The organism is Variovorax sp. GW821-FHT10D07, assembly GCF_059415325.1.
On record NZ_JBWKMZ010000007.1, the window covers coordinates 155,907 to 178,703 of the forward strand.

Consider the following 22,797-nt stretch of genomic DNA (forward strand, 5'->3'; position numbering starts at 1 on the left):
TCCGTCGGCACGATGCGCGCTCCGGTGTCGAAGCCCTTCGCACACCCGCGCTGTGGAAACCAGGTTTCCAGCCACCCGCCCATTCCACCGGCACTCGTCCGGCCCGTCCGTGGAAACCGGGGTTCCAGATTCAAGGAGACATGACCATGTCCAGCACACGCAAGCGTCTCGAGGCGCTCACCGCCAACCTCTCGCTGCCGCAGGATCTGCCACCGGCCGCTCCACCGACCACCGCGCTGCCCGAAGCCGCCGCGCCCGAGGTGCCGCCCTTCATGCCGCCCGCCGCCGTGGAAACCAGGTTTCCACCGGTGGGCAAGAGCTCGCTCGCCCCCCGCACCGGCCCGGGCCAGATGATGGCTTTTCGTGGCCAGATCCAGCAGGTCGAAGGCGAGATGGCCGCGCTGCGCGAAAAGCTCAGCCAGTACGAAGGCTCGCTGCCCACGCGCAAGCTCGATCCCCAGACCATCCGCCCGAGCCGCTGGGCCAACCGCCACGAGACCGCGTTCTCGAACGCCGAGTTCGCCGGTCTCAAGGCCGACATCGAACATGCGGGCGGCAACGTGCAGCCGATCCTGGTGCGGCCGCTCAAGGACGAGGAAGGGCAGTACGAACTGGTGTTCGGCCATCGCCGGCACCGCGCCTGCCTGGAACTCGGCATTCCGGTACTGGCCTCGATCTGGCAGGAAGAACTCGGCGACGCCGCCCTGTTCGCCGCCATGGACCGCGAGAACCGCGAACGCGCGGACCTCTCGTCCTACGAGCAGGGGATGATGTACCAGCGCGCGCTCGACGAGCAGCTGTTCCCGACGCAGCGCCAACTGGCCGAAGCGCTCGGCGTCAGCCACACCTGGGTGCGCAAGGCGCTGCAGGTCGCGGCGCTGCCCTCGCTGATCGTCGAATGCTTCCGTACGCCGCTCGAGGTCGGCTTCCGCCACGCCGAGCAGATCCATGCCGCGATGGACAAGGACCGCCGCGCCGTGCTCAAGCGGGCCGAGAAACTCCGGGGCCACGACCTCTCGGCCTCGATGGTGGTGGCGCGGCTGCTCGATGCCCGCCCGAGCATGGAGCGCGCGGAACGGCTCGAGCTGCAGGCCAACGGCACGCGCCTGGGCACCCTCGCGCGCTCCAAGCTCGGCGAGGTCACGATCACGCTGACCTCCCAGGCATCGGCCGACGGCGACGTGGAAGCGATCCAGAAAGCCGTGGGCGATGCGCTGCTGAAGCTCCGGACTACCGGCGCCTGAGAAGGTGTGAATGAAGCTGCTGCGCGCCCCGATCTCGCATCTGTGGTCCTCGCCGTATGTCAGTGCGGCTGCGGTCCTCGACGCGACCTCGGGGCGCTCGCGACGGTTCCTTCACACCTTCCGAGCGCTCTTCAAAGCTCAATGTGAGTAGATTTGGGATTTCCGAAGCGCCTGCGCCCAGCGCTTCGGAGACCCTTCCAGCCATCGATCTAGGGGATGACGATGGCGGTATCGGTCTTCACGCGGTCCAGCGCCACCAGCGACCGGAAGCTCTTCACCTGCTCGTTCTCCGCGAAAAGACGCCGCGTCAGCCCTTCGTAGCTGCGCATGTTGGCCGCCACGATGATCAGCACGCAGCTCACGCCCCCGGTCACGTAATAGCACTGCTGCACTTCGGGCGTCTCGCGGAAGAAGGCCTTGGCGCGGTCCACCGTCGCCGCCCGCTCGTCGACCAGCTGCACCTCGACGATCGAGGTGATGGTGGCGCCCAGCGCATCGGCATCGAGCACCGCTACGTTGCGCTGGATCACGCCGGCGGCCTCGAGCGCGGCGATGCGGCGCTGGACGGCCGGCGCGGACAGGCTCACTTCCTCCGCGATCACGCGCTGCGGCGTCTTGTTGTCGCGCTGCAGGATCTGCAGGATGGCGCGGTCCTGGCGGTCGAGGACATATCCCGATTCGGTGAGTCTGGTAGGCATCTTGAGCGAATATTGCGTGAAGAGGCTGAAAATCCAGCCAATTCTTCACCATGGCAAGCATAAAGTGCGTTCATGATGACATTCTTCTCCTCCGGCGTCACCGACCCCCAGGCCCGCCGCAAGGCCTTGGGCGTGGCCTGCGGCGCCGGGGCCGGCGCCCTCTGGGGCCTGGTGTTCCTGGCGCCGGCGCTGGTGCGGGACTTCAGTCCGCTGATGCTGACCATCGGCCGCTACCTCTTCTTCGGCCTGATCGCCGCCTTCCTGCTGGTGCCGCGGTGGCGCGCGCTGGCGCCGCGGCTCGCGCGCGGGCACTGGCGCAGCCTGGCCTGGCTGGCCTTCACGGGCAATGTGCTCTATTACCTGCTGCTGTCCAGCGCGGTCCAGAACGGCGGCATCGCCATGACCTCGCTGGTGATCGGCTTCCTGCCCGTGGCGGTGACCGTGATCGGCAGTCGCGACCACGGCGCCGTGCCCCTGCGCGCGTTGCTGCCCTCCATCCTGCTGAGCGTGGCCGGCGCTGTCTGCATCGGCTGGCAGGCCTTCGCCGCGCCCGCCAGCGGCGGCCTGGGCGCCTCCGTGCTGGGCTTCGCCTGCGCCGTCGGCGCGCTGGCGTCCTGGACCGCCTTCGCCGTGCGCAACGCCCGCTGCCTGCAGCGCCTCGAGGGCGTCTCGGGGCAGGACTGGAACCTGCTGACCGGCATCGTCACCGGCGCCCAGAGCCTGCTGCTGGTACCGGTGGCGCTGCTGCTCGAATCCGCCCACCACGAACTGGGCGCATGGGCCCGGTTCGGGGCCGTTTCGGCCGGCCTGGCGCTCGTGGCATCGATCGCGGGCAATGCGCTGTGGAACCGGATGAGCCGGCTGCTGCCGCTCACGCTGGTGGGCCAGATGATCCTTTTCGAGACCCTGTTCGCGCTGGTCTACGGCCTGGCCTGGGAGCGCAGGGCGCCCACGCCGCTCGAGCTGCTGGCCCTCGGCTTCGTGGTCCTGAGCGTGGTGTCGTGCCTGGCGGCGCACCGTCCGGCGACGGCCGCCAGCCACTGAATGGATGGTTCCGCCGCCACCGTCCCGCTTCCGGACAGATTCAAAACCGACGCCAAGTGCTTGAAAACAAAAGAGAAAAATCCGTCGATGGGCTTGACATCGGCATTTGACATCGCAAAATCGCGTGGATGATTATTGAGGTCCCCAAGACCCATTCGATGCACCCGACCGCCGCATGAAAGCCCACCGCCAACGCCTGCAGCGCGCCCACTTCGCTTTCATGCGCGCGCTGATCCAGGGCCTCGATGCCCGCGCGAGCTGGGACCGCTATCTGCGGCTCGAGGGCGAGTCGGCCGACATGCGCAACGTGCGGCGCACCATCGGCTGGATGCGCGACGCCTTCGCCGCCGCCGCCCGGCGCGAGCGCCGGCCCGGCACGGCGCGGCTGATCCTGCTCGACCCCGAGCGCTTCGCCAGCGCGCCCAAGTTGCCGACGCTCGAGGACTTCGCGCACGCGCAGGGGCTGGAAGACTTTTCCCACGCCGAGCAGATCGAGGCCTACGAGGCCGCCTACCCCGGGGCGGGCGCGGGCGGCGGGGCCGGGCAGGGCGGCGCCGGCTCGCGGCGCGCGCGCGTGGTGGCGCGCCAGCTCGAGGCGCTGCAGTGGCTCGAGGGCCTCACGGCCGAAGACCCCCGGCCCGACGACCCGGTCGCCGCCTGGCTCAACCCCGCGCTGGCCGCGCGCCTCGAGCGCGCCCACCTCGGCACCCTGCGCGAACTGGTCGAGCGCGTGAACCACAGCGGCGCGCGCTGGTGGACCCGGGTGCCGGGCATCGGCGCCCACAAGGCGGCGCGCGTCATCGAGTGGCTGCAGGTCAACGAGCAGGCGCTGGGCCTGCGCATCGGCCACCATGCATTGCGCCGCCGTTCGCAGCTCGCACCTGAGGTGCTGCATGCCGTGGTGGCGCCCGCCACCGAATTGCGGCCGCTCGAGAAGCTGGTGCTGCCACCCGCGCTCGACGGCAGCCTGGGCCTGTTCCGTTCGTCGGCACCGGGCAGCGGCGCGCGCACCGATCCCGAAGCCATCGCCGAGTGGCTGGCCGCCCGCGGCGCGCCGCGTGATGCGCGCGCGTCCGCGGCGCCGCCGACGCTCAGCGCCACGCAGCGCGCCTACCGCAAGGAGGCCGAGCGGCTGCTGCTGTGGGCTGTGCTCGAACGCGGCAAGCCGCTGTCCTCGCTCACGCCCGACGATGCCGCGGCCTATGGCGACTTCCTGTGCGCGCCGCCCGCCGCCTGGTGCGGCCCGCGCCATCACCAGCGCTGGTCGCCGCAGTGGCGGCCCTTCGAGGGCGCGCTGTCGCCCGCGGCGCGGCGCCAGTCGCTGGTCATCCTGCGCGGGCTGTTCGGCCATCTGGTGCGATGCAACTACCTTGTGTGCAATCCTTTTGCACCCAATGAGCTGCCGGCGCCCGCCGAGGCGCCGGTTCCCGTCGCACCGGCGCCATGGGCGCACCTCGACTTGCAGTTCGAGCTGCGTGCCGATGACGAAGCCGCGCGCCGGCTGCGTCGCGCGCTGCAATGGATCCGCGCCACCGGCCTGCGGCTCGGCGAGGTGGTGGCGCTGCGCTGTGGCGATCTCGTGCCGCCCTCGGTCGATGAGACAACGCGTACGACCCACCCCTGGCAGCTCCAGGTGAAGGGCGCGCGCGGCGCGACCCGCCAGGTGCCGCTCGCGGCCGAGCACGTGCGCGAGCTCGAGGAAGAACTCGCGCGCCATGGCTTCGAGCCGCGCGTCGATGCGCATGCCAACCACGGCATCGCCGTGCTCGCACGCTTCGTCGCGCATCCGCTGCAACCCGGTGCCTGGTCGGCCTCGGGCCTGCACAAGGCCATGAAGCGCTTCCTGCACCAGGCCGCGCACGGCCTCGACGAAACACAGGCCGCGCAGCTTCGCCAACTGACCACGCATCACCTGCGCCGCGCCGCGCGCGAGGGCTTGCCCGCGTCCCAGGCCTGACTACTTGGCAGGTCATCGACAGCCTTCGTGCCGCGTCGCATGATGGCCGACGTCGGCCGGCTCATAGCGGCCCCGGCGCCCCTCCCGGATTCGAAAGCCTTTCCCATGCCCACAGCAGAGACCCTCGAGAAATTCATCGCGCGCGTGGAGTCCAACTTCCACGCCGAAGCCCTCGCCGAGTTCTATACCGAGGACTCGTCCATGCAGGAGAACCAGTCGCCCCCGCGCATGGGCCTGGCCGCCAACATCGCGCGCGAGCGCGCCACGCTGGCCCGCGCCTCCGCGGTCCGTTCGCAATGCGTGCGGCCGGCCTTCGTGCAGGGCGACCATGTCGCGATCCGCTGGATCTTCGAGTTCGACTGGCTCGACGGCAGCAGCAGCCGCATCGAGGAGGTCGCCTGGCAGCGCTGGTCGGGCGAGCGCATTGCGTCGGAGCAGTTCTTCTACGACCCCGCGCAGATGGCGCCGAAGAAGCCCGCGCCATGAGCGAGCCCAAGCAACTGGCCTACGCACGCTCGGTGCTGCAGGCCCAGCCCTTCAGCGTGCTGCTGGGCACCGAGATCCTGGCCTTCGGCCCCGCGCTCACCGAGCTGCGCCTCGCCCTGCGGCCCGAGCTCAAGCAGCAGCACGGCTTCGCCCATGGCGGCGTGCTCAGCTACCTGGCCGACAACGCGCTGACCTTCGCGGGTGGCAGCGCGCTGTCCGATGCGGTCGTCACCGCCGAGTACAAGATCAACTATGTGCGCCCCGCGCAGGGCGACACGCTGCTCGCGCGCGCCCGCGTGCTGCACGGCGGCAAGCGCCAGGCCGTCTGTGCCTGCGAGATCTTCGCGATCGACGCCGAAGGCGGCGAGAAGCTGGTGGCCGTCGCCCAGGGCACGATCTCCGCGATGGGCGAGCGGCCGGCTGTGTGAGCGTCGCGCTGATCCTGCGCCGCACGCGGCTCGAGCACGGCATCAGCCAGCTAGAGCTCGCGGGGCGCCTCGACGTCTCGCAGCGCCACATCAGCTTCCTCGAATCGGGTCGCGCGCTGCCGAGCCGCGGCCTGATCCTCGCGTGGATGGCCGAGCTGGGCGTGCCGGTGTCGGTGCGCAATGCAGCGTTGTTGCAATGCGGCTTCGCGCTGCCGCAGCCCGACGAGGACACGCAGGGCGCCGAAGCCGCGCTCGTGCGCGAGGCCGTGCGCCGCACGCTCGACGCGCACCTGCCGCATCCGGGCCTGGCCTTCGATGCCGACTGGAAGACGGTGGAGCAGAACCGCGGTGCGCGCTGGCTGTCGTCGGTCGTGATGCCCGGGCTCTGGCGCACGGCCGGTGGTGGCGGCATGGGCCTGGACATCATCACGGCCATCGGCCATCCGCAGGGCCTGCTCTCGCGCGCCCGCGAACCCGAGTCCACGGCCGCCGCGCTGCTCACGCAACTGCGCGCCGAAACCTGGAGCCGCCCCGCGCTCGCCTCGCGCGTCGAATGGCTCGCACGCGCGCTCGAGCGCCGTTACCCGGGCCGCATGCCCGAGCGCGGCCGCGCGGTCGGCGTGCCGTATTTCAGCTTCGTCTTCGACACCGAGTTCGGCGCGCTGTCCTTCGAGGTCATGCAGAGCGTGTTCGCGTTGCCGCAGGACGTGACGCCGGCCTCGCTGCGCGTCGAGATGTGGTTCCCGCGCGATCGCGCCACCTCCGAGGCGATGGCGCGCCACGTGCCGCTGCAACCGGCGCTTCAGGTGCCGTAGAGCACGAACGGCGCCCAGTAGGCGGGCTTGCGCAGGCGTTCGCCGTATTCGCCCTCGGCGAAGGCACGCTTGGTCTCGGCCAGCGCGCGTTCCACCGGCAGCCTGCGCTCGATGCGTGCGAAGAAGGCCTCCATGAAGCGCGCCGTGCTCTCGTCGCTGACCGGCCACAGCGTCATCACCGTGTTGACGTTGCCCGCCACGTACAGCGCATAGGGCAGCCCCATCACGCCGTCGCCCGCCACCACCTTGCCGATGCCGGTCTCGCAGGCCGACATCACGACCAGGTCGCTGCGCAAGGTGTAGCCCGGCCATTCCGCGGCCGTGACATAGCCGTCCACCGACGGCGGGTTGTCGACCTGGCCCAGTACCAGCGCGCTCAGCGCCGGCACGCTCGGGCTCAGGTAGCCATGCACCGAGAACAGCAGGTGCCGGTACTTCGCAAGCTCGCCGCTGCGGTCGAGCCGCTGCAGGTTCTGCTCGGTCGCGTCGGCGCCGCTGATCAGGTCGACCTGGCGATGCTGGAACACGCGCGCGATGCTCTCGAGTTCGCGCTGCGTGCCGGGCAGGTTCTCCCAGCTGTTCTCGCGCAGTTCCTCGACCGCCGCGCCGATGCCTTCCTCGCTCTCGGCAGAGGCGCGGGCCGACAGCAGCGCATCGTCGCCGACGCTTGCGCCGCGTTTGGCCGAAGGCGGCGCCGTCCGTGCTTCGCCTTCGTACACCGGATTGCCGATCGCCAGCATCGCCTTGCGCGGCGGCAGGCGGCCGTAACTGGCCGAGCGGCGCTGCAGCAGTTCCATCATCGAGAGCGACTGCACATAGCCCACGCTGTGGCGCTGCGCGAGCAGCTCGCCGTCGACCGGCAGCGTCTCGAACGGCAGCATCGCGAGCGCGCCATCGGGCGAGACGATCAACCGCCGCCGCGCGCCGATGCTCGCCTGCAGCGGCGCGATGAGCCGCTTCGACAGCCATTGCCCGATCGGCGCCGCGTCGCTCACGCGTTGCGCGCCCTCCTGCGGCGACTGCGCGGCCGGTGCCACGCGATAGCGCTCGGGCCCGAGCTGCCACACCGCCTGTCCCTCGCCGAGCGCATCGCCCACCAGTCGCCGGTAGGCATCGATGCTGTCGGCCAGGCCGGGCAGCGGTGCGAGCTCGGCCGCCTGCAGCAGCCCGCTGCCGTCGACCACGAAGGCCATCACGCGGTCGCCATCGAGCAGGTAGCTCACGAACACGCTGTCGGACGGCAGCAGCCGCTTCGCATCGGCCAGCGAGGCGATGTGCGGCTGCGACTGCTGCGCGTACTTCGGATGCTGCGCGCGCAACCGCCGCTGCAGGTCGGCATAGGACAGCACCACGCGGTTGCGCTCGGCCTCCAGCGTCTGGCGGCGGTCGACTTGCGCGCCGGTCTCGTCGAGGCTGCGGTCGATGCGTGCCAGCTCGGCCTCGTGCCGGTCGACCGCCTCCTGCTCCTTTGCGGGCAGCAGCCGGCCGCGGTTGGCCTGCTGCAGGGCCGTGCTCTCGATCAGCGTGCGCGCCTTCGACAGCTCCGCGATCTCGAAGGCCCGCGCGTTCTCGCCGTCGCGCACGCTGGCCAGCGCGTGGTGGCGGTAGCCCTCCACATAGCGTTCGAACAGCGCGCGCCGGCTCTTCACGCTCAAGCCGTGCTGCGCGCGCAGCGCCTCCAGGTTGCGCTGGAACTGCGGCATCAGCGGCTTCACCGTGTCGAGCCGGTCGGCCGCCAGCGCGGCGCCCATGCGCTCGATCAGCGACAGCAGCGTCTCGGGATGCGCGTCGCCCAGCAGCGCGCGCCGGCCCTCGTGCGCGCGCTCGAACAGCGCGAGCGCCTCGTTCGCATCGCCGGCCGACAGCACCGAGCGGCCCAGGCTGTGGACCGCGGCCAGTGTCAGTGGATGCTGCTCGCCCATCAGCGCGACGCGGATATCGAGCGCCTCGCGCGAGCGCTGCGCCGCTTCCGCGTGCCGCCCCTGCGCCTCGAGCACGCTGGCGTACACGTTGAGCGCATAGAGCGTGTCGGGATGCCCCGCGCCGCGCGCGGCCGCGAGTTGCGTCCAGGCCATGCGCGCCTTGTCGTGCGCGGCGCCGAGCCGGCCCATGCGGCGCAGTTCGATGGCCTCCGCGCTCGCGGCCCGCGCGCTGCGCGGATCGGCGTCGCCATGGGCCGCGGCGGTGAGCTCGTGCACGCGCTGCGCATAGGCCAGCGCCTCGCGGTGGCGGTACAGCGCCGAGTAGGTGGCCGACAGGCTGGCCAGCGAACTCAGCGTGTCCGGTGCCTGCGCGCCCAGCACGCGGCGGCGCGCTTCGTAGACCTGCTCGTGCAGCTTCAGTGCCTCGGCGAAACGGCCGAGGTCGCTGAGGTTCACCGCCATCGCATTGCGCATGCGCAGCGTCGTCGGATCGTCGGCGCCCCATTGCGCCTGCGCGGCCGCGGCCAGCTCCACGCCGATCGCCAGCGCCTCGCCATAGCGACCCGATTCGCCGAGCGTGCCCGCGAGGTTGTGACGCGCGACCAGCGTGTTGCGCGCGGCCGGGCCGGCCGACTTCAGCGTGAGGCGGTAAATCTCTTCCTGCAGCGCGAGCGCTTCGCGGCAGCGGCCGACCTTGCACAACTGCAGCGCGAGTGCGTTGCGCCCCGACAGCGCCGCATTGGCCTCGCGGCCCCAGAAGGCATCGCGCCAAGCCGCGCGCTGTTCGAGCCAGGCCAGCAGCGCGGCATCGTCGGCGCGCGCATCGCTGTTGTCGGCGAGCCGGCCGAGGATCAGGTCCTTCGCGAGAAAGGCCTCCATCGACAGCGAGGCGGCCTGTTCGAGTGGCAACTGCTGCAGCGCGCGGCGAAGCCGTTCGTCACTGTCGCGGAAACGGCCGGCCTTCTCGAACTCATCGGATTCGCGCACGAGGCCGCCGACTTCCGAATAGGCCGCGCCCAGCGACGGAAACGGCGGCGCGGCCGCGGCGGTCAGCGGCAGCAGGAGCAATGAAAGAAGGAAGCGGTGGAGCAGCGTGGGCAATGGCATCTTTCGCGCGGTGAATGCCCCGAAGCTAAGGGCGCTGGCGCCGCTCCACGACTACGAGCTTTCGTAGCGCGAGGCCCGCTGCGATGGCGCGAGACTTTGGTCTTCGGCAATGGCGAATGGCGAGGCAATCGATGTTTAGAGGAAAGTTCTCAACCCTGGTTTTCCTGCTCTGCGGCGCGGCGTACTGCCATGCCGCCTCCAGCCTCGAGCTGATCACCGATGCCGAAGCGAAGCTGCCTTCGGCCTATCTCGAGAACAAGCGCGCCGGTCTCACGCGCGGGCCCGGCATCGAGGTCGCGAGCCCGAGCACCGAAGCCGGCCGCGAGGCGGTCGCGCTGAAGATCGGCTTCAAGCCGCGCGGCGGCGTCGTGATCGATCCGAAGACGGTGAAGGTGCAGTACATGAAGGAACCGGTGGTCGATCTCACCGAGCGCGTGCGGCCCTACATCAGCGACACCGGCATCGCTATCGACGCCGCGCGCGTGCCCGCGGGCGAACACCAGTTGCGCGTGCAGGTCGGCGATGCCGAGGGCCGCGTCAGCAGCAAGCTGATCCAGTTCAAGGCGCAGTAGGCCGCATGGGCGTTGCCGCAACCTCGCCGGACGCGCCGGACGCGCCGCGCACCGTCGCCTGTCCCTACTGCGCCGAGCCCATCGCCGAGCAGGCACTGGCGTGCCGGCATTGCGGGCGCGACCTGTTCTTCTTCGCGCCGCTGCGGCGCGAGCTCGAGGCGCTGTCGCGGCGTGTCTCCGAACTCGAGAGTGCGCTGAGCGCGTCGCGCAGCACCGCGGCTGCGCCGGTGGTGCCGACATCGGAAGCAGCCGAGCCCGCGGCGATCCCGCCAACTCCGGCACAACCCCAGCGCCCCGGCATCGGCTCGGTGCTCCTTTTCCTCGTGCTGCCCGTGCTGTGCCTGGTCGCGATGCATGCCGTGACCATCGTGCTGCTCGACCTCAACGAGCTGTACCTGCGCGTGGCTTCCGTGATCCTGCCGCTGGGCCTGGGCATGCTGTTCGTCGCGCTGTTCAGGGTGCGGCTGCCCTACCAGCTGCTGATGGCCGTGGCCATCGCCGTGCTGTCGGTGCTCGGCATGGCGGCTGTCATCGCCTACACCGACGACGTGCCGCTGATGCCGCAGGGCGCGCGCGAATGGCGCGAGATCCTCTATTACGTGACGAGCATTGCCTTCAGCCACATCACCGGCATCTTCACCGGCCTGCTGGTGTTCCATCGCCGCAACCGCGGCATCGATAGGCTCTCGCACCGCCTCGCGAGCGCGCTCACTGACGGTTCGCCCGCCCCGGGCAAGGCGCAGCGGCTGCGCCAGTACACCGAGCGCATCCGCGACTTCATCACGCTGGTCACGCCGATCGTGACCGCGATCGTGTCGGTGGTCACCGGCGTCGTGACCTTGCTCAAGAAGTAGCGAAGCACCGGCCGATCATGGCCAATGTCCTGCATGCGCTGTCGCCGAAGGATGGCGTGCCGCGCCGTGCGCGCTGGCGAGGCTGTGCGTTTCATCCGCACAACCCCGCACAAGGAGATCCCCATGCCAGCCAGCACCCGCAGCGCCGAGCACGCAGAGAACACCGAGCCGCTTCCGCGCGAGGAGCCCGAGGTCGGCAGCGAGGAGTCGGTGCCCACCGATGGCCGCGACACCGAGGGCGAGAAGCTGATGAAGGACGTGAAGAACCCGAAGCTCCACGAGCCGGGCTTGGCCGAGCACAAGACGCCAGAGAAAGCCGAAAAGGCCGAGAAGGCCGAGGGCGGCAAGAAAGCCGCCTGATCCTCGGTCAGTCGAGCACCAGCTGCGTCTGCGTCACCAGCGCGCAGAGCCGCCCGTCGGCATTGGTGACCGAGGTCTGCCACACCATCGTCGTGCGGCCGCGGTGCAGCGCCACGCAGGTGCCGGTCACGGTCGTGCCCAGCTTCGCGCCCGCGATGAACTTGGTGCTGGAATCGGTGGTGGTCGTGCGTTTGCCCTCGGGCAGGTTCGCGATCGTGCCGACCGCGCCCAGCGTGTCGGCGAAGGCCATGTAGGCGCCGCCGTGCAGGATGCCGCCGGCGGTGCAGAGGTCAGCACGCACCTCCATCTCCGCGACCACGCGATCGGGTTCCAGCACGGTGAGGCGCACGCCCATCAGGCCGGGGAAGATCGGTTCCAGCAGTTGCTGGAGCGAGGCGATGTCGTGCATGCAGGTCTCCTTGGGGCGGCGGGCCGCCGATGGAGACCGATCCTAAGCACGCGGCGCCGCGCGCGCCATGCGGTTCACCCGGATCAGCCCATGACGTCGGCCAGCAGGTCCGGGCTCGGCACCAGCTCGCCGCGCTCGATGCGCCCGATGATCTCGTTCACGCGCCGGTGGTAGCGCACGTCCACCCCGACCTCTTCGCCGCGCCGCGCCACCAGCCCGTTGATGTACTCGGTCTCGGTGCGCCGGCCCTTCTGGATATCCTGGCCCATCGAGGGCCGCTGGCCGTCGCTGCGCGAGTTCGCCACCTCGAGGATCATGCGTGTGATCGCGTCGCGCGCCGCGGCGTCTTCCTCCGCGCGCGCCAGCAGGTCGAGGTCGAGCCCGCCCACCGGTTCGAGCGCCAGGCCCAGCGCGCGGCCGACGCGGATGCTCGAGCTGCCGAGCCGGATCGTGAGTTCGCGCGCCACCTCGTTCATGTCGCGCTGCTTGCCGCTCAGGCCCGTGAGCGCGCACACGCCGTTGCGCATCGCGTTGATCGTGAGCTTGGACCAGCGCTCGCCCCAGAGGTTGGTCGTGACCCGGCTGGTGTCGCCGTGCGCGAGCAGCGCCGAGATCGCTTCGGCGCGCGGCGTCACGCGACCGTGCAGCTCGCCCACGCGCATGCCCCATTTCTTCTCGTCGCCCAGCGGCGAGTTGCGCACGATGCGGGCCGGCGCCACCAGCTCCGCCGCCAGCGCGCTCACCGAGCAGCCCAGCGTGCGTTCCCAGCCGGCGATGGCCGCGATGCTGTCCTCGTTGATGCCGTTCTGCAGCGACACCACGCAGCCCGTGGGCGCGAGCAGCGGCAGGATCAGCTGCGTAGCCCAGGCCGTGTCGTAGGACTTCACGGCGATGAAGGCCACGTCGAAGGCCGCTTCGCGCGCGAGCTGCGCCACCTCGCCCACGTGCAGCGCGCGCACCTTCGCATGCACCGCGCCCCCGCCGTCCATGCCATTCATTCCGCTCACGCTCAGGCCGTCGCGCCGCATGGCCTCCACGTGTTCGGGCCAGGCATCCACCAGCGTGGTGTCGACCCCCGCCCTGGCCAGGTGCGCGCCCACATAGCCGCCCACGGCCCCCGCGCCCACGATGCATATCCGCGTCATCCGTTGCTCCTTCTTCGATCGGTTGAAAACGCGAAGCGCGCCGCCAGCCGCCCGAAGGGGAGGGCGCCGCGCCTCAGAGATTGAAGCCGCGCGCCTCCGTGCCCAACTCGGCGGCCGCGCCATCGAGTTCGTCGCGCAGCTGCGCCAGGTGCTGCTCGCCATAGAGCTCGGGCGTGCCGAGCAGGCACAGCGCGGCGAAGGCCTGGCCATCGGCACCGCGCACCGGCGATGCGAAGGCATGGATGCCGGGCACCACGTCGCCGAGGTTCACGCCGAAGCCGTGCCGGTCGGAGCGCTCGCGCATGCGCTGCAGCGCCGCGAGCCGTCCCGAGCCGCAGCGCGCCACTTCCTGCGCCACGTTGTCGAGCAGCACCGCGCGCGCCTGCGCCGCGTCCAGCGTCTGCAGGATCGCGACCCCGCCCGCCGTGGTGAACAGCGGCCGGCGCGCGCCCGGGTAGAGCACCGAGCCGGTCAGCGGAAGCTGGCCCTGGCGCACGCTGCACACATGCTCGTTGCCGCTGCGCAGCAGCAGCACCGCGATGCCGCGCATCCGGCGCGCGAAGGCCTCGAGCAGCGCTTCGGCGCGGCGTTGAAACAGCAGGTGGTCGGGCAGCGCCAGTCCCAGCTCGTGCATCAGCGGGCCCGGCAGGTAGTGGCGGTCGGCCGCGCGCTGCGTCACCAGGCGTTCCTCGACCATGCAGGCCAGCATGCGGTGCACGGTCGCCTTGTCGAGCTCGCAGGCCACGGCCAGGTCGGACAGCCGCCAGCCGAACTGCGGCCGCGACGCGACCACGCGCATCAGCTTGATCGCGCGGCCCAGGCTGCGCGTGCCGGGACGTTCGGGGGCGGTGGTGGCGAATGCGTCCTGGATGATCGGCTGGTCGGTGTCCATCGTCGGTGCTTCCTCGGGCAGATGCGGGGGAGGCCCACCGGACAGGGGCGCGGCGGGCGCGAACCATGCATTCTGCGATGGAGCGATGCGCGCGATCAGGGACGACACCGCGGCCAGGTCTTCAGTCGCTGTCGAAGCCATAGAGCCGCGCCGGGTTGTCCACGAGGATGCGATCGAAGGTCCGCGCGTCCGGCGACCACTGCCGCAACTGCGTGAGCACGCTGGCGTTGTCGACTTCGTGCGGCGCGCTGACCTCGGTGGCCGAGGCGGCAGCGCCCGGCTGCGGATGCGGCCAGTCGCTGCCCCACAGCATGCGTTCGGGGTTGCAGCCGATGAAGCGGCGCGCCAGCGCTTCCATGTCGGCATGGCCGGGCATCGTGCTGCAGCGGTAGGGGGCCGAGAGCTTGACGTAGGCTTTCCCCTCTTCGACGAGCGCGAGCACCGCGGCCAGCGCCGGCGTGTCGGGACCGTCCATCGCCTGCGCACCCGCGTAGTGATCGAGCACCACCGGCACCGGCAGCTCGCGGATCGCCGCGGCGCAATCGGTCAGCAGCGGCAGGCTCGCATAGACCTGCACATGCCAGCCCAGCGGTGCCACGCGTTCGGCCGTGCGCCGGAGCTGCGCGGTGGCGCGGCGGGCATCGCCTTCGCGGTCGATCTCGAGGTTGACGCGCACGCCGCGAACGCCGGCCGCGTCCAGCGACTGCAATTGCGCGTCGGTGGTGGCGTCGTCGATCACCGCCACGCCGCGTGCCCGCGCCGGGCCCAGCTGCCGCAGCGCCTGCAGCGTCGCCGCGTTGTCGAGCCCGTAGACGCTGGGCTGCACGATCACCACGCGAGCGATGCCGAGCGCGTCGTGCCATTGCGCCAGTGCCTCGATCGATGCTGGCGGCGGCGTGTAGCGGCGCGCGGGCAGCAACGCAAACTCGCGCTCGTCGAGGAAGACATGCGTGTGGCAGTCGCAGGCGCCGGGCGGAAGCTGCGGCGCGGGCCGCTGGGTCGAGGATGTCGTCATGCTGTGGTGACGATAGCTTTCCGGCCCGCGCCCCGGCCGCACAGCGGGCAGCGGAATTTCATGGGTTGAACTTTCGCGCGCCGCCACGAGCGCACGCCGCGGGGGTGCTCGATATTCTGCGCAGGGCCCGGGCAAGCCCGCCGCGGACATCGCAGAACAACGGAGACGACATGCCACCCTTCATTTCGCGCAAGACCTTCCTTCGACGGCTGGCCGGATCGCTCGCGCTGGCCTTCGGGCCCGCCGCAGCGCTGGCCCAAGGTTTTCCCGCCAAGCCCGTGACCCTCGTGGTCCCGTTCGTGGCGGGCAGCCCTACCGACATCGTCGCGCGCGCCTTCGCCAGCGAGTTCTCGCTCGCGCTCAACACGCCGGTGCTGGTGGACAACAAGCCCGGCGCCAACCAGACCATCGCCGGCAGCTACGTGTCGCGCGCGGCGCCCGACGGCTACACCCTGTTCTTCGCCAACCTGCCGGCCATGGTCGCCCCCTCGCTGCGTGCCAGCCTGCCCTACCAGGGCGTGGGCGACTTCGCGCCGGTGTCCGACGTGCTGACCATCGGCTTCATGCTCGTGACCGCGCCCAACGTGCCGGCCACCACGCTCAAGGAGTTCGTCGCCCTGCTCAAGGCCGACCCATCGAAGTACTCCTATGGCTCCTCGGGCATCTCCACGCCGATCCACCTGATGGCGGAGATGTTCAACAAGGAGCTCGGCGTCAAGACCCTGCACGTGCCCTACAAGGGCGCCAACCAGGTCCAGCTCGACCTCATGAGCGATCGCGTGACCTACGCTTTCCTGCCGACCGGCACCATGGACTACGTGCGTGCCGGCAAGCTCAAGGCCTTCGGCCTGGCCGCCAGCCAGCGCGACCCGGCCTACCCCGAGCTGCCCACCATGGAGGAGTCGGGCATGCCCGGCTTCAAGGCCACGGTCAACTTCGTGCTCGTCGGCCCGAAGAAGACGCCACCCGACGTGCTCGCCAAGCTCAACGCCGCCGCCAACAAGGTCGTGGCCAGCGACGCCTTCTACGGCAAGGTCAAGCCCGTGGGCGGCGTCGAGCTGTCGCGGCCCGCGACCACGGTACAGGTCGGCGCGCACATCGCGGCGGAGGAGGCGCGATGGAATGCGCTGATCAAGCGGGCCGATATCCAGCTCGAGTGAAGTCGCGCCGCAGTCTGCAGAGCGTGAGCCTGCCGCCGATAGTGAAGCTCGTGTCGGTCACGTAGGGGGCTTCGTCAGGTGATAGACGCTCGCGTACCGATCAAGGAGGTGCGGGCCGTCACGACGCGCGCTTAGCCGAAGTCTTGGTCGACACTCATGCCGTTAGTGCCTTTTAGGAAGCTCATGTCGTTCATGGCGTGCCCCTTCTCAACGGCCCGCCGCCTCGACGATTACGCGCGTGACCGCCTCGGGCTGCGAGGGCATCACGACGTGCGAGGCGCCCTGGACCACCACCGTCTTCTTCGCGTGCGCGTGCTCGGCCATGAAGGCCATCGCGGCCGATGAAATGTTCTTGTCGCGGTCGCCGTAGACGAACCACGAGGGCACCGACTTCCATGCCGGCGTCTGCGCGGCTTCGTCGAGCGTGATTTCGCCGAGACACAGGAGCTGGTCGAGGCCAGTGTTGCCAGCGCGCATGCAGCGCAGCGTGGCGGAGCCGCTGCAGCGCGTAGATGCCGACGGCCTGCTCGACAACCTCGTGCGCGGCTACCGCGACGCCGGCCGCGCCATCGCGCTCGACGGCCGCATCGGCCAGCCGGTGGTCGCCTGCCCGCTCGCGCTGCGGCGCGTGCTGGCGAACCTGATCGACAACGCGTTGCGTTATGGCAGCGACGTGCGGGTGTGTGCACACGTCGATGCGCAACGGCTGGTGCTGGCGGCGGTGGATTCGGGGCCGGGGATCAAGCCGGCGCAGATCGATGCGGTGTTCGCGCCGTGGGTGCGGGGGCGGCAGGGGCAGGAGGACAAGCCTGGGTCTGGGCTTGGGCTGGCGATTGCGCGGCGGTTGGCGCGGTCGATGCAGGGGGAGTTGTTGTTGCGGAACCGGCGCAGTGGGGGGGTGGAGGCGCGCTTGACGTTGCCGTTGGTGGTGGCGTGAGGGGGGTAGGCGAAGCTTGGGAGAAAGCGGTTAGTTTTCGCGAGGATTGTTGTGGAGTGGGAGTGTGGAGGTAAGTTCGCTTAGGACTGATCTGAGTCATTTGCGTCCAGCTGCCGGAAAGGCCGCTGCGGCCATCACCAGACATTCGTTGGGCGGCGGTTCGTAATGCAAAATCAGGCTCAAAACGCTTCCTAGGCTCTCAGCATGCCCACGTTCTCTTGGCCTCACGGATGGACCGCCCAGCGCTACGAGTTCGACCATTCGGTTAACAAACCCCGCAACTTCACACTTTCTGAAGAGCAGCGCCCCCTTGGAGAGGATGCCGCATCGCATCGCTTTGAGGTGCAATCAGGTGACGTTTCCGAAATGGATACAGCAGAAGCCCGCGAAGACGGTGTCGCACGGGCTCGGTCTGAGATCGCGCAAGTCGAGGGTCTTCAGGGCGAAGGTGATGAATACTGGTACGCGTGGTCGTTCTACGTTCCCGACGGTTTCCCAGACTCGGTTGCTCCACCCAAGAAAGCCTGGCCGTACGTGACTCTCACTCAATTCATGCAATCGCCCCGAGAATGCAAAGAGAGATGGGCCCCAGCATTCGTTTTCGCCAAGCATCGCGAAGACGGGTTCATCCTGCAGGGATTCCCCGCCAGGGACCGCGAAGGTTCTACCCGTTGGAAGCTCATCTGCAATCAAAATTTTGCAGGCCGCTGGCACGACCTGGTCGTTCACATCAAATGGACTTGTAAGGACGATGGATTTGTTCGTGTTTGGGTCGATGGAGCTAGTCAGCCCACTGTCGACCAAACTCTGGCGACACGCGATGCCGGGGCCGGCGTGATCTATCACAAGTATGGTATCTACAGGATCGACGCGGCGGGCGATGGGCCTGGCATTGTTTTCTTCTCCCGGCTTCGCCGCGGTAGGACGCGCTCAGACGTGGAACCTTAGCATCAGGGCGTTTAGTTCCCAGATCCATCCATTTAGCGCAGATCCAGATGGTTGGGGGCGTCGAGCTCAACTAGAGTGCACACGTCGCGTACCTGTAGGCCAGCGAAGCTTGGAAGGCGACAGAGGAGGCGTTCCTCTCGGGTCCTCCTCTTTGGTGAGGGACTGCACTTGCAGTTAGAGTGCCATCTAATCGGCCATGCTGAATGCAGTTGTGAATCTGTAAATGTGTGGCGAGAACTCAACCAGAATGCCCGGCCACGCCTTCTCGTCCTCCCTTCGGGAACTGACCTCCACCGCCGGGACAGCACGCGAGCTATGAAAACTGCGCTTCTTCTTTCCGGCGGTATGGACTCCCTCAGCATCGCCTGGTGGATGCGGCCCGAGGTGGCCATTACAGTCGACTATGGGCAACTGCCGGCCCAGGCCGAGAAGGCTGCTGCAAGCGCCGTCTGCGCGCACCTAGGCATAGAACACCACATCGTCGAGATCGACTGCCGGGCCTTGGGGTCAGGTGACATGGCCGGCTCAGCGGAGAACGAACACGCTCCCGCCTCCGACTGGTGGCCCTACCGCAACCAGATGCTAATTACCTTTGCGGTGATGAAGGCGATCTCCCTGGGCGTCAAGAAGCTGCTGATCGGCACCGTCATGACAGATGGCCTTCATCTGGATGGCACCCCGGAGTTCGTGAGCGCAGTCAGCAAGCTCGTGTCGCTGCAGGAGGGTGGCATCGTCGTCGAAGCGCCAGCCATCGAGCTCAGCACTGAAACGCTGATTGCAACGGGTCAGGTACCGCGCGAGTTCCTGGCTTGGGCACATAGCTGCCACAAAGCCAACGTGCCGTGCGGCGACTGTCGGGGCTGCAATAAGTACTTTGACGTGCTCAGGGCAATCGATGCCGAACTGGCCTGATCTGGGCAATCCGGCTCCAAAGGAGCGGCCGGAGCGCTGGCAGCCGTTGCCCTGGCCGCAAGGGGACCAGTTGCTGTTGGACACCCTAGCGCCCATGCCGGCAACTGCAGTGGAAATTGATCAGCTCCTGCGAACGCGCCGAACCGAACGAACGATGGGGCCGATTTCGGATGCAGAGCTTGGCACGTGGCTCGACCTTGGCTGCCGAGCACAGTTGATCCAGGGCTCAGTTTACGGCTTCGACATCAGCCTGAGAGCGGCCCCATCCGCTGGGGCCATTCACCCGATCCATCTCATCCTCGCAACGCCCGGCATTTCATCCTGGCGGCGCTACGACGGAGTCGCCCATGCGCTGATCGACGTGCCGAGCGGCTTAGATGCGCGCGATGTACATCGCGCTATGCAGATCGTCCTAGCCGCGCCCGATGCCACGCTGATCCTGTTTGCCGCCGAAGTTGGCAAAACGGCCGCGAAATACGACCATCCCGCGAGCCTGGTCTGGCGCGACGCAGGTGCCCTGCTCGCGGTCATGGGCCTCGCAGCCCACGCCCATGCACTGGCCTTCTGCCCGCTGGGTGTGACGGGAGAGCCTTGGGTCGGCCGACTACTTGAAAAGCACGGGCTGTTCGGCGTTGGCGCTGCTTTCGTTGGAACGCGGGCGGCGTCGGGCTGACTTCCGAGGCTTGGCCGCCATGGCGGCTCGTTTGCTCGCCAGTAAACGACTGACGGATTTCGGCGACAGTTTCATCTCGAACCAGATGACCGAGTCCAATTCCGACGGCCTGACCTGCAGATGATGGCTGAACTCTAGGAACCGGGCCTCCAGCTCGAGGTAGTGGCGCGCCACGGTCAACGACGGATCGAAGAAGCCACCCAGCTCGCCTGCACGAATGATGTGGATGTCTAGGATCGCAACGTCGTCGGCATCCATCACATTGCGTGCAATCCAAGAAGCCGTCTTCATGCCCACACCGGGCAATTGGGTCAGCCAGTCGCGCAGGGCTCTGCCTGAGTCCGCGGGTGCGGACTCGTCCGCGAGCAGCCTCAGGGCTCGGCTCAGGTAACGAGCCTTCTGGGCCGCAAAGCGGTATCGGACGGCCCGGCCTCCGACAGTGAGGGGGGGCGACAGCAGCTTAAGGATCTCCGCCTCTCCCGCTGGCGCATACAACGCGCCGCTGTCGCGAAGTCGCTGATACGCCGCCAAGCCGACCTCGGCGGGAATTCCATACCCACCAAGAAGACACGCAGCCACTTCCTCAACCAGGTCTCCCCCCAACTTGTGCGCGATGGTCGTGCACGTGATGCGGCGCGCCAGAACTTGGTAGGCCCAGTAGGCTGGCGTTGGAAAGGCCTCGACAGCGCCCCAAGCAACGCCGGGCATAACCTCAGCGTCGGCCGGCGGCAGCTCAACCTGCACGTTGAGGTGACCGGAACAGATGCCCGCGAGCTGGCTCATGCCTGAGGCTCCCGCATGTACTTGTCCTGGATCAACGCCAGCAGGTGGCTGCGTTCAGCGGGCTCCATGGTTTCCAGACGATCCAACCAACGTTGGTTGCGGCGTTTGATGGTTTGACGTTCGCGAAAGGTTGCGCCAAGGTGCGCGCCGTCGTGTAAGCGCTTCGGGGGCTCAAAGTTAAACCACAGACACTCCTCGCGCATGTCGACCCGCGTGCGCGCCGGAAAACTGGTCTTGCCCCAACCTCCCAAGGCCTTCGCGTACAGCGGGCTGTCATAACCAGAAAGCAGAACCATGCAAGGCAGCGCCTTGAGAACAGCCAACAGTCTCTGATGGTCTGCGTCCTCGAAGTCATGCCGATAGACGCGGGCCTGACGACGCGTTGCCTTGACATAGGGCGGGTCGCAGTACACCAACTCCGTGCCCGTGAACGAGTACTGTTCGAGATAGACCGTGGCGTCGGCCAGTACGAGCTGGCAGATCGGTGGCTGCACCGTTTGCCACTGCTGGATAACGCGAGCGTCTATGTCAATGCCGATGTTCACAACCGCCGGTTTCTTGTGCCTGATGACGGCACCACCGCCGAGGTGCGATTCGATAAACACAGTATGCGCCGGCATCAGGTTGATGATGCGCTGATAGCACTTGCCTTTGCCCCCTGGATACATCATGGCATCAATCATCGTCAGAAACGACGATGATTGCAAGGAATTCTGAATGCTCAGGCCGAGCGACCACGACGTTGATCGCCCTACGCGGCTATTAATGAACTCCCGCAGCACCCCAGTATGGGGCGGGCGCAATGGGCATCGGGTAGCTGCCCAGCTTGGTCAAAGAGGATTGCGCTGGCCGGGGCCTCAAATCGCTATGGCCGTCCATAGCGCTCTATAGATGGCGCTGACGTAGTCGGCACAAAGGATGCACCCGGAGCCCGCCATCATCTTTAGGTCTTCTTCGCTCTCGTTTTCGCAGTAGACGACGACAGGCATGCCGCGCGCAAGCGCGTACCCGATCTCGATGAGCGTCCCCGCGTCCAGTCCATCCGCAATCGCAAACACGAAGTCCACGTCTCGAAGGCCCTGCAGGTCAGCTTCCACGACCTTCTCCGCTGGTCCTAGTCCCACGTCATGGTAGGGCGAAAAAACGTTCAGGCCCAAGTGCTGTAACTGCATGCGTGTCTGCTCTACGATCCAAAGCTGCGCGAGCGTAAAAAAGGGGGCGGCAAGATAGACCTTGGGAACGCGTCCCGTCAGAAATTGATCGGACGGCACTACCGGCGTCGCATCAAGGCTCTGCAGGAGCTTCGCGTTAGGAAATCCGCCCGTCTCGCAATAGCTGGCCGTCGCCCGCGATGCCGCCTGAGTACTTTCCAACGGGTCACGCCCGTGTACGGCCCAATTCAACGCGAAGTGGGCGCAGAAGACGTCACCCGAGCCGATCTTCCAGACTGTCTTCGTTTGCAGCGCCGGCACCAAGCTGCGCGTCGCGCCATCGAAAACGATGGCGCCCAGCGGCCCACGCTTGACAACTACAATTTCAGCCCGGTTGAGATCTCTAACTGCAATCGTCAGCTCATCGATGTCGGCGTCATACAGGCCGGTCATTGAGCGCGCCTCGTTCTCATTGAGCACAACCGCCAAGCGATCGGCTCGAGAGCCATTGGTGTGGAAAATAGCCGGGGAAACCGCGGTCTGCGGGTCATAAACGACGTTGCCACCGTCGATGACCGCATCACCTTCAAGCATGCCGAACCGCAGCACATTGACCGCTTTGGCAGTAAGAGACGGGTGGCCCGTCGTGGCGTTCTCGATCTGCGGCCGATCCAGGCCATGCACGTAGACGAACCGCATCGTGTTGGCGATCGCCGTGACATGCAGCTGCGTGCGCTCCAACGCGCTCCGTGCTGCCAATGCCTCCTGGATTCGCGGATCCGCATAGCAGTGCAGCGCCACAGCGACTTCGTCATCGGCAGCAACGATCGCTGAGCAAGCGCGTCCTGCTGACCCGTACACCTCGTACCAGTCAGGGCGCAGACAGCGCTCTTCATAGACGCCACCTACGACAGCAATTTCAGGGATGCTGCTCATTAGGAGTGAATCGACACCGGCGACACTTGTAGCCGTACCAGCGCGCCATTCTTGGACATCACCCTTGCCCGGTACACCGTATCTGCCTCAATGCAAGCGCGTAGGCGGTGCAATAGAGGCGAGGCCAAGCCGCCAACTAGGATCCCGGCTTGTTGAACAACGACGGCTCCGCCCAGGAGCGCGACCTCCAAGATCTGGCCAGGGTACAGGCGCTCCACAGCGCCTGGCCGGGGCGACGCCAGCATCGTGTTGATCACGAGCCGGTCGCAACTCACCTCTGGGCCTGATGCTCCACCTCCAGAACCGCTTGAACCCGACATGCAGCCTCCATGTAATCTGTAGCGCCCTG

Annotated in this window: 23 protein-coding genes and 1 pseudogene; 14 read left to right on the plus strand and 10 right to left on the minus strand. The window is 67.9% G+C overall.

The genetic code is table 11. From position 1 onward, the window contains the following. The first annotated feature begins 146 nt into the window (after positions 1 to 146). Positions 147 to 1,244, plus strand: a complete 1,098-nt coding sequence (locus tag AC07PU_RS21220; RefSeq protein WP_490878746.1) for a ParB/RepB/Spo0J family partition protein — start codon at positions 147 to 149, stop codon at positions 1,242 to 1,244. A 209-nt stretch (positions 1,245 to 1,453) separates the two neighbouring features. Here the strand turns inward: AC07PU_RS21220 and AC07PU_RS21225 are convergent, their stop codons facing one another. Further along, positions 1,454 to 1,942 carry an Lrp/AsnC family transcriptional regulator gene (locus AC07PU_RS21225; protein ID WP_495320233.1) on the minus strand — a complete coding sequence of 163 codons (489 nt, stop codon included), beginning with the start codon at positions 1,940 to 1,942 and terminating at the stop codon, positions 1,454 to 1,456. Between the two features lie 72 nt (positions 1,943 to 2,014). On the opposite strand from AC07PU_RS21225, the gene AC07PU_RS21230 reads away from it, so the two are divergent. The 5 genes from AC07PU_RS21230 (at position 2,015) to AC07PU_RS21250 (ending at position 6,672) form a co-directional block, all read left to right on the plus strand. Next, complete coding sequence (locus AC07PU_RS21230) at positions 2,015 to 2,986, plus strand: DMT family transporter (protein ID WP_495320235.1); 972 nt, start codon at positions 2,015 to 2,017, stop codon at positions 2,984 to 2,986. A gap of 175 nt (positions 2,987 to 3,161) precedes the next feature. Next, positions 3,162 to 4,943, plus strand: coding sequence for a site-specific integrase (locus AC07PU_RS21235; RefSeq protein WP_495320237.1), 1,782 nt, complete (start codon positions 3,162 to 3,164; stop codon positions 4,941 to 4,943). A gap of 105 nt (positions 4,944 to 5,048) precedes the next feature. Further along, on the plus strand, positions 5,049 to 5,429 hold the full coding sequence (locus tag AC07PU_RS21240; protein WP_495320239.1) for a nuclear transport factor 2 family protein: 381 nt from the start codon (positions 5,049 to 5,051) through the stop codon (positions 5,427 to 5,429). Next, positions 5,426 to 5,857 carry a PaaI family thioesterase gene (locus AC07PU_RS21245; RefSeq protein ID WP_296779255.1) on the plus strand — a complete coding sequence of 144 codons (432 nt, stop codon included), beginning with the start codon at positions 5,426 to 5,428 and terminating at the stop codon, positions 5,855 to 5,857. Before AC07PU_RS21240 ends, AC07PU_RS21245 begins: the two co-directional genes overlap by 4 nt. After that, complete coding sequence (locus AC07PU_RS21250) at positions 5,854 to 6,672, plus strand: MmyB family transcriptional regulator (RefSeq protein ID WP_495320241.1); 819 nt, start codon at positions 5,854 to 5,856, stop codon at positions 6,670 to 6,672. The genes AC07PU_RS21245 and AC07PU_RS21250 overlap by 4 nt, the downstream gene beginning before the upstream one ends. On the opposite strand, the gene AC07PU_RS21255 is transcribed toward AC07PU_RS21250, so the two are convergent. After that, a complete protein-coding gene (locus AC07PU_RS21255; RefSeq protein ID WP_495320243.1) occupies positions 6,660 to 9,695 on the minus strand; it encodes a CHAT domain-containing protein in 3,036 nt (1,011 codons plus the stop codon). The two genes, AC07PU_RS21250 and AC07PU_RS21255, sit on opposite strands and share 13 nt — an antisense overlap. A 137-nt stretch (positions 9,696 to 9,832) precedes the next feature. On the opposite strand from AC07PU_RS21255, the gene AC07PU_RS21260 reads away from it, so the two are divergent. The 3 genes from AC07PU_RS21260 (at position 9,833) to AC07PU_RS21270 (ending at position 11,487) form a co-directional block, all read left to right on the plus strand. After that, a complete protein-coding gene (locus AC07PU_RS21260; protein ID WP_093352818.1) occupies positions 9,833 to 10,273 on the plus strand; it encodes a hypothetical protein in 441 nt (146 codons plus the stop codon). Between the two features lie 5 nt (positions 10,274 to 10,278). Next, positions 10,279 to 11,127, plus strand: coding sequence for a zinc ribbon domain-containing protein (locus AC07PU_RS21265; protein WP_495320246.1), 849 nt, complete (start codon positions 10,279 to 10,281; stop codon positions 11,125 to 11,127). A gap of 123 nt (positions 11,128 to 11,250) precedes the next feature. Next, positions 11,251 to 11,487, plus strand: a complete 237-nt coding sequence (locus AC07PU_RS21270) for a hypothetical protein (RefSeq protein WP_495320248.1) — start codon at positions 11,251 to 11,253, stop codon at positions 11,485 to 11,487. Between the two features lie 7 nt (positions 11,488 to 11,494). Here AC07PU_RS21270 and AC07PU_RS21275 read toward each other — a convergent pair whose 3' ends face one another. The 4 genes from AC07PU_RS21275 to AC07PU_RS21290 form a co-directional block, all read right to left on the minus strand. After that, positions 11,495 to 11,896 (minus strand): PaaI family thioesterase, encoded by a 402-nt coding sequence (locus AC07PU_RS21275; RefSeq protein ID WP_093352823.1) that lies wholly within the window; start codon positions 11,894 to 11,896, stop codon positions 11,495 to 11,497. An 83-nt stretch (positions 11,897 to 11,979) separates the two neighbouring features. Then, complete coding sequence (locus AC07PU_RS21280) at positions 11,980 to 13,041, minus strand: ketopantoate reductase family protein (RefSeq protein WP_495320250.1); 1,062 nt, start codon at positions 13,039 to 13,041, stop codon at positions 11,980 to 11,982. Positions 13,042 to 13,114: 73 nt separating this feature from the next. Next, positions 13,115 to 13,933 (minus strand): IclR family transcriptional regulator, encoded by an 819-nt coding sequence (locus tag AC07PU_RS21285; RefSeq protein ID WP_495320252.1) that lies wholly within the window; start codon positions 13,931 to 13,933, stop codon positions 13,115 to 13,117. Between the two features lie 121 nt (positions 13,934 to 14,054). Beyond that, positions 14,055 to 14,948, minus strand: coding sequence for an amidohydrolase family protein (locus AC07PU_RS21290; protein WP_495320254.1), 894 nt, complete (start codon positions 14,946 to 14,948; stop codon positions 14,055 to 14,057). A 170-nt stretch (positions 14,949 to 15,118) separates the two neighbouring features. On the opposite strand from AC07PU_RS21290, the gene AC07PU_RS21295 reads away from it, so the two are divergent. After that, positions 15,119 to 16,108 carry a Bug family tripartite tricarboxylate transporter substrate binding protein gene (locus AC07PU_RS21295; RefSeq protein WP_495320256.1) on the plus strand — a complete coding sequence of 330 codons (990 nt, stop codon included), beginning with the start codon at positions 15,119 to 15,121 and terminating at the stop codon, positions 16,106 to 16,108. A 207-nt stretch (positions 16,109 to 16,315) separates the two neighbouring features. On the opposite strand, the gene AC07PU_RS21300 is transcribed toward AC07PU_RS21295, so the two are convergent. Continuing rightward, positions 16,316 to 16,495: an alpha/beta fold hydrolase gene (locus AC07PU_RS21300; protein WP_495320258.1), complete on the minus strand. Its 180-nt coding sequence runs from the start codon at positions 16,493 to 16,495 to the stop codon at positions 16,316 to 16,318. A gap of 18 nt (positions 16,496 to 16,513) precedes the next feature. Here AC07PU_RS21300 and AC07PU_RS21305 point away from each other — a divergent pair. From AC07PU_RS21305 to AC07PU_RS21320, 4 genes and pseudogenes are all read left to right on the plus strand, one after another. Continuing rightward, positions 16,514 to 17,045, plus strand: a pseudogene (locus AC07PU_RS21305) (sensor histidine kinase); the annotation flags it as partial. 204 nt (positions 17,046 to 17,249) lie between these two features. After that, positions 17,250 to 17,993 carry a heparin lyase I family protein gene (locus AC07PU_RS21310; RefSeq protein ID WP_495320260.1) on the plus strand — a complete coding sequence of 248 codons (744 nt, stop codon included), beginning with the start codon at positions 17,250 to 17,252 and terminating at the stop codon, positions 17,991 to 17,993. Positions 17,994 to 18,308: 315 nt separating this feature from the next. Then, positions 18,309 to 18,905, plus strand: coding sequence for a 7-cyano-7-deazaguanine synthase (locus AC07PU_RS21315; RefSeq protein WP_495320262.1), 597 nt, complete (start codon positions 18,309 to 18,311; stop codon positions 18,903 to 18,905). Beyond that, positions 18,889 to 19,578 (plus strand): nitroreductase family protein, encoded by a 690-nt coding sequence (locus AC07PU_RS21320; RefSeq protein ID WP_495320264.1) that lies wholly within the window; start codon positions 18,889 to 18,891, stop codon positions 19,576 to 19,578. Before AC07PU_RS21315 ends, AC07PU_RS21320 begins: the two co-directional genes overlap by 17 nt. Here the strand turns inward: AC07PU_RS21320 and AC07PU_RS21325 are convergent. The 3 genes from AC07PU_RS21325 to AC07PU_RS21335 form a co-directional block, all read right to left on the minus strand. Further along, complete coding sequence (locus tag AC07PU_RS21325) at positions 19,510 to 20,361, minus strand: 8-oxoguanine DNA glycosylase (RefSeq protein ID WP_495320266.1); 852 nt, start codon at positions 20,359 to 20,361, stop codon at positions 19,510 to 19,512. The two genes, AC07PU_RS21320 and AC07PU_RS21325, sit on opposite strands and share 69 nt — an antisense overlap. After that, a complete protein-coding gene (locus AC07PU_RS21330; RefSeq protein ID WP_495320268.1) occupies positions 20,358 to 21,044 on the minus strand; it encodes a DNA adenine methylase in 687 nt (228 codons plus the stop codon). The genes AC07PU_RS21325 and AC07PU_RS21330 overlap by 4 nt, the downstream gene beginning before the upstream one ends. 174 nt (positions 21,045 to 21,218) lie before the next feature. After that, a complete protein-coding gene (locus tag AC07PU_RS21335) occupies positions 21,219 to 22,448 on the minus strand; it encodes a nucleoside 2-deoxyribosyltransferase (protein WP_495320270.1) in 1,230 nt (409 codons plus the stop codon). Positions 22,449 to 22,797 lie beyond the last annotated feature (349 nt).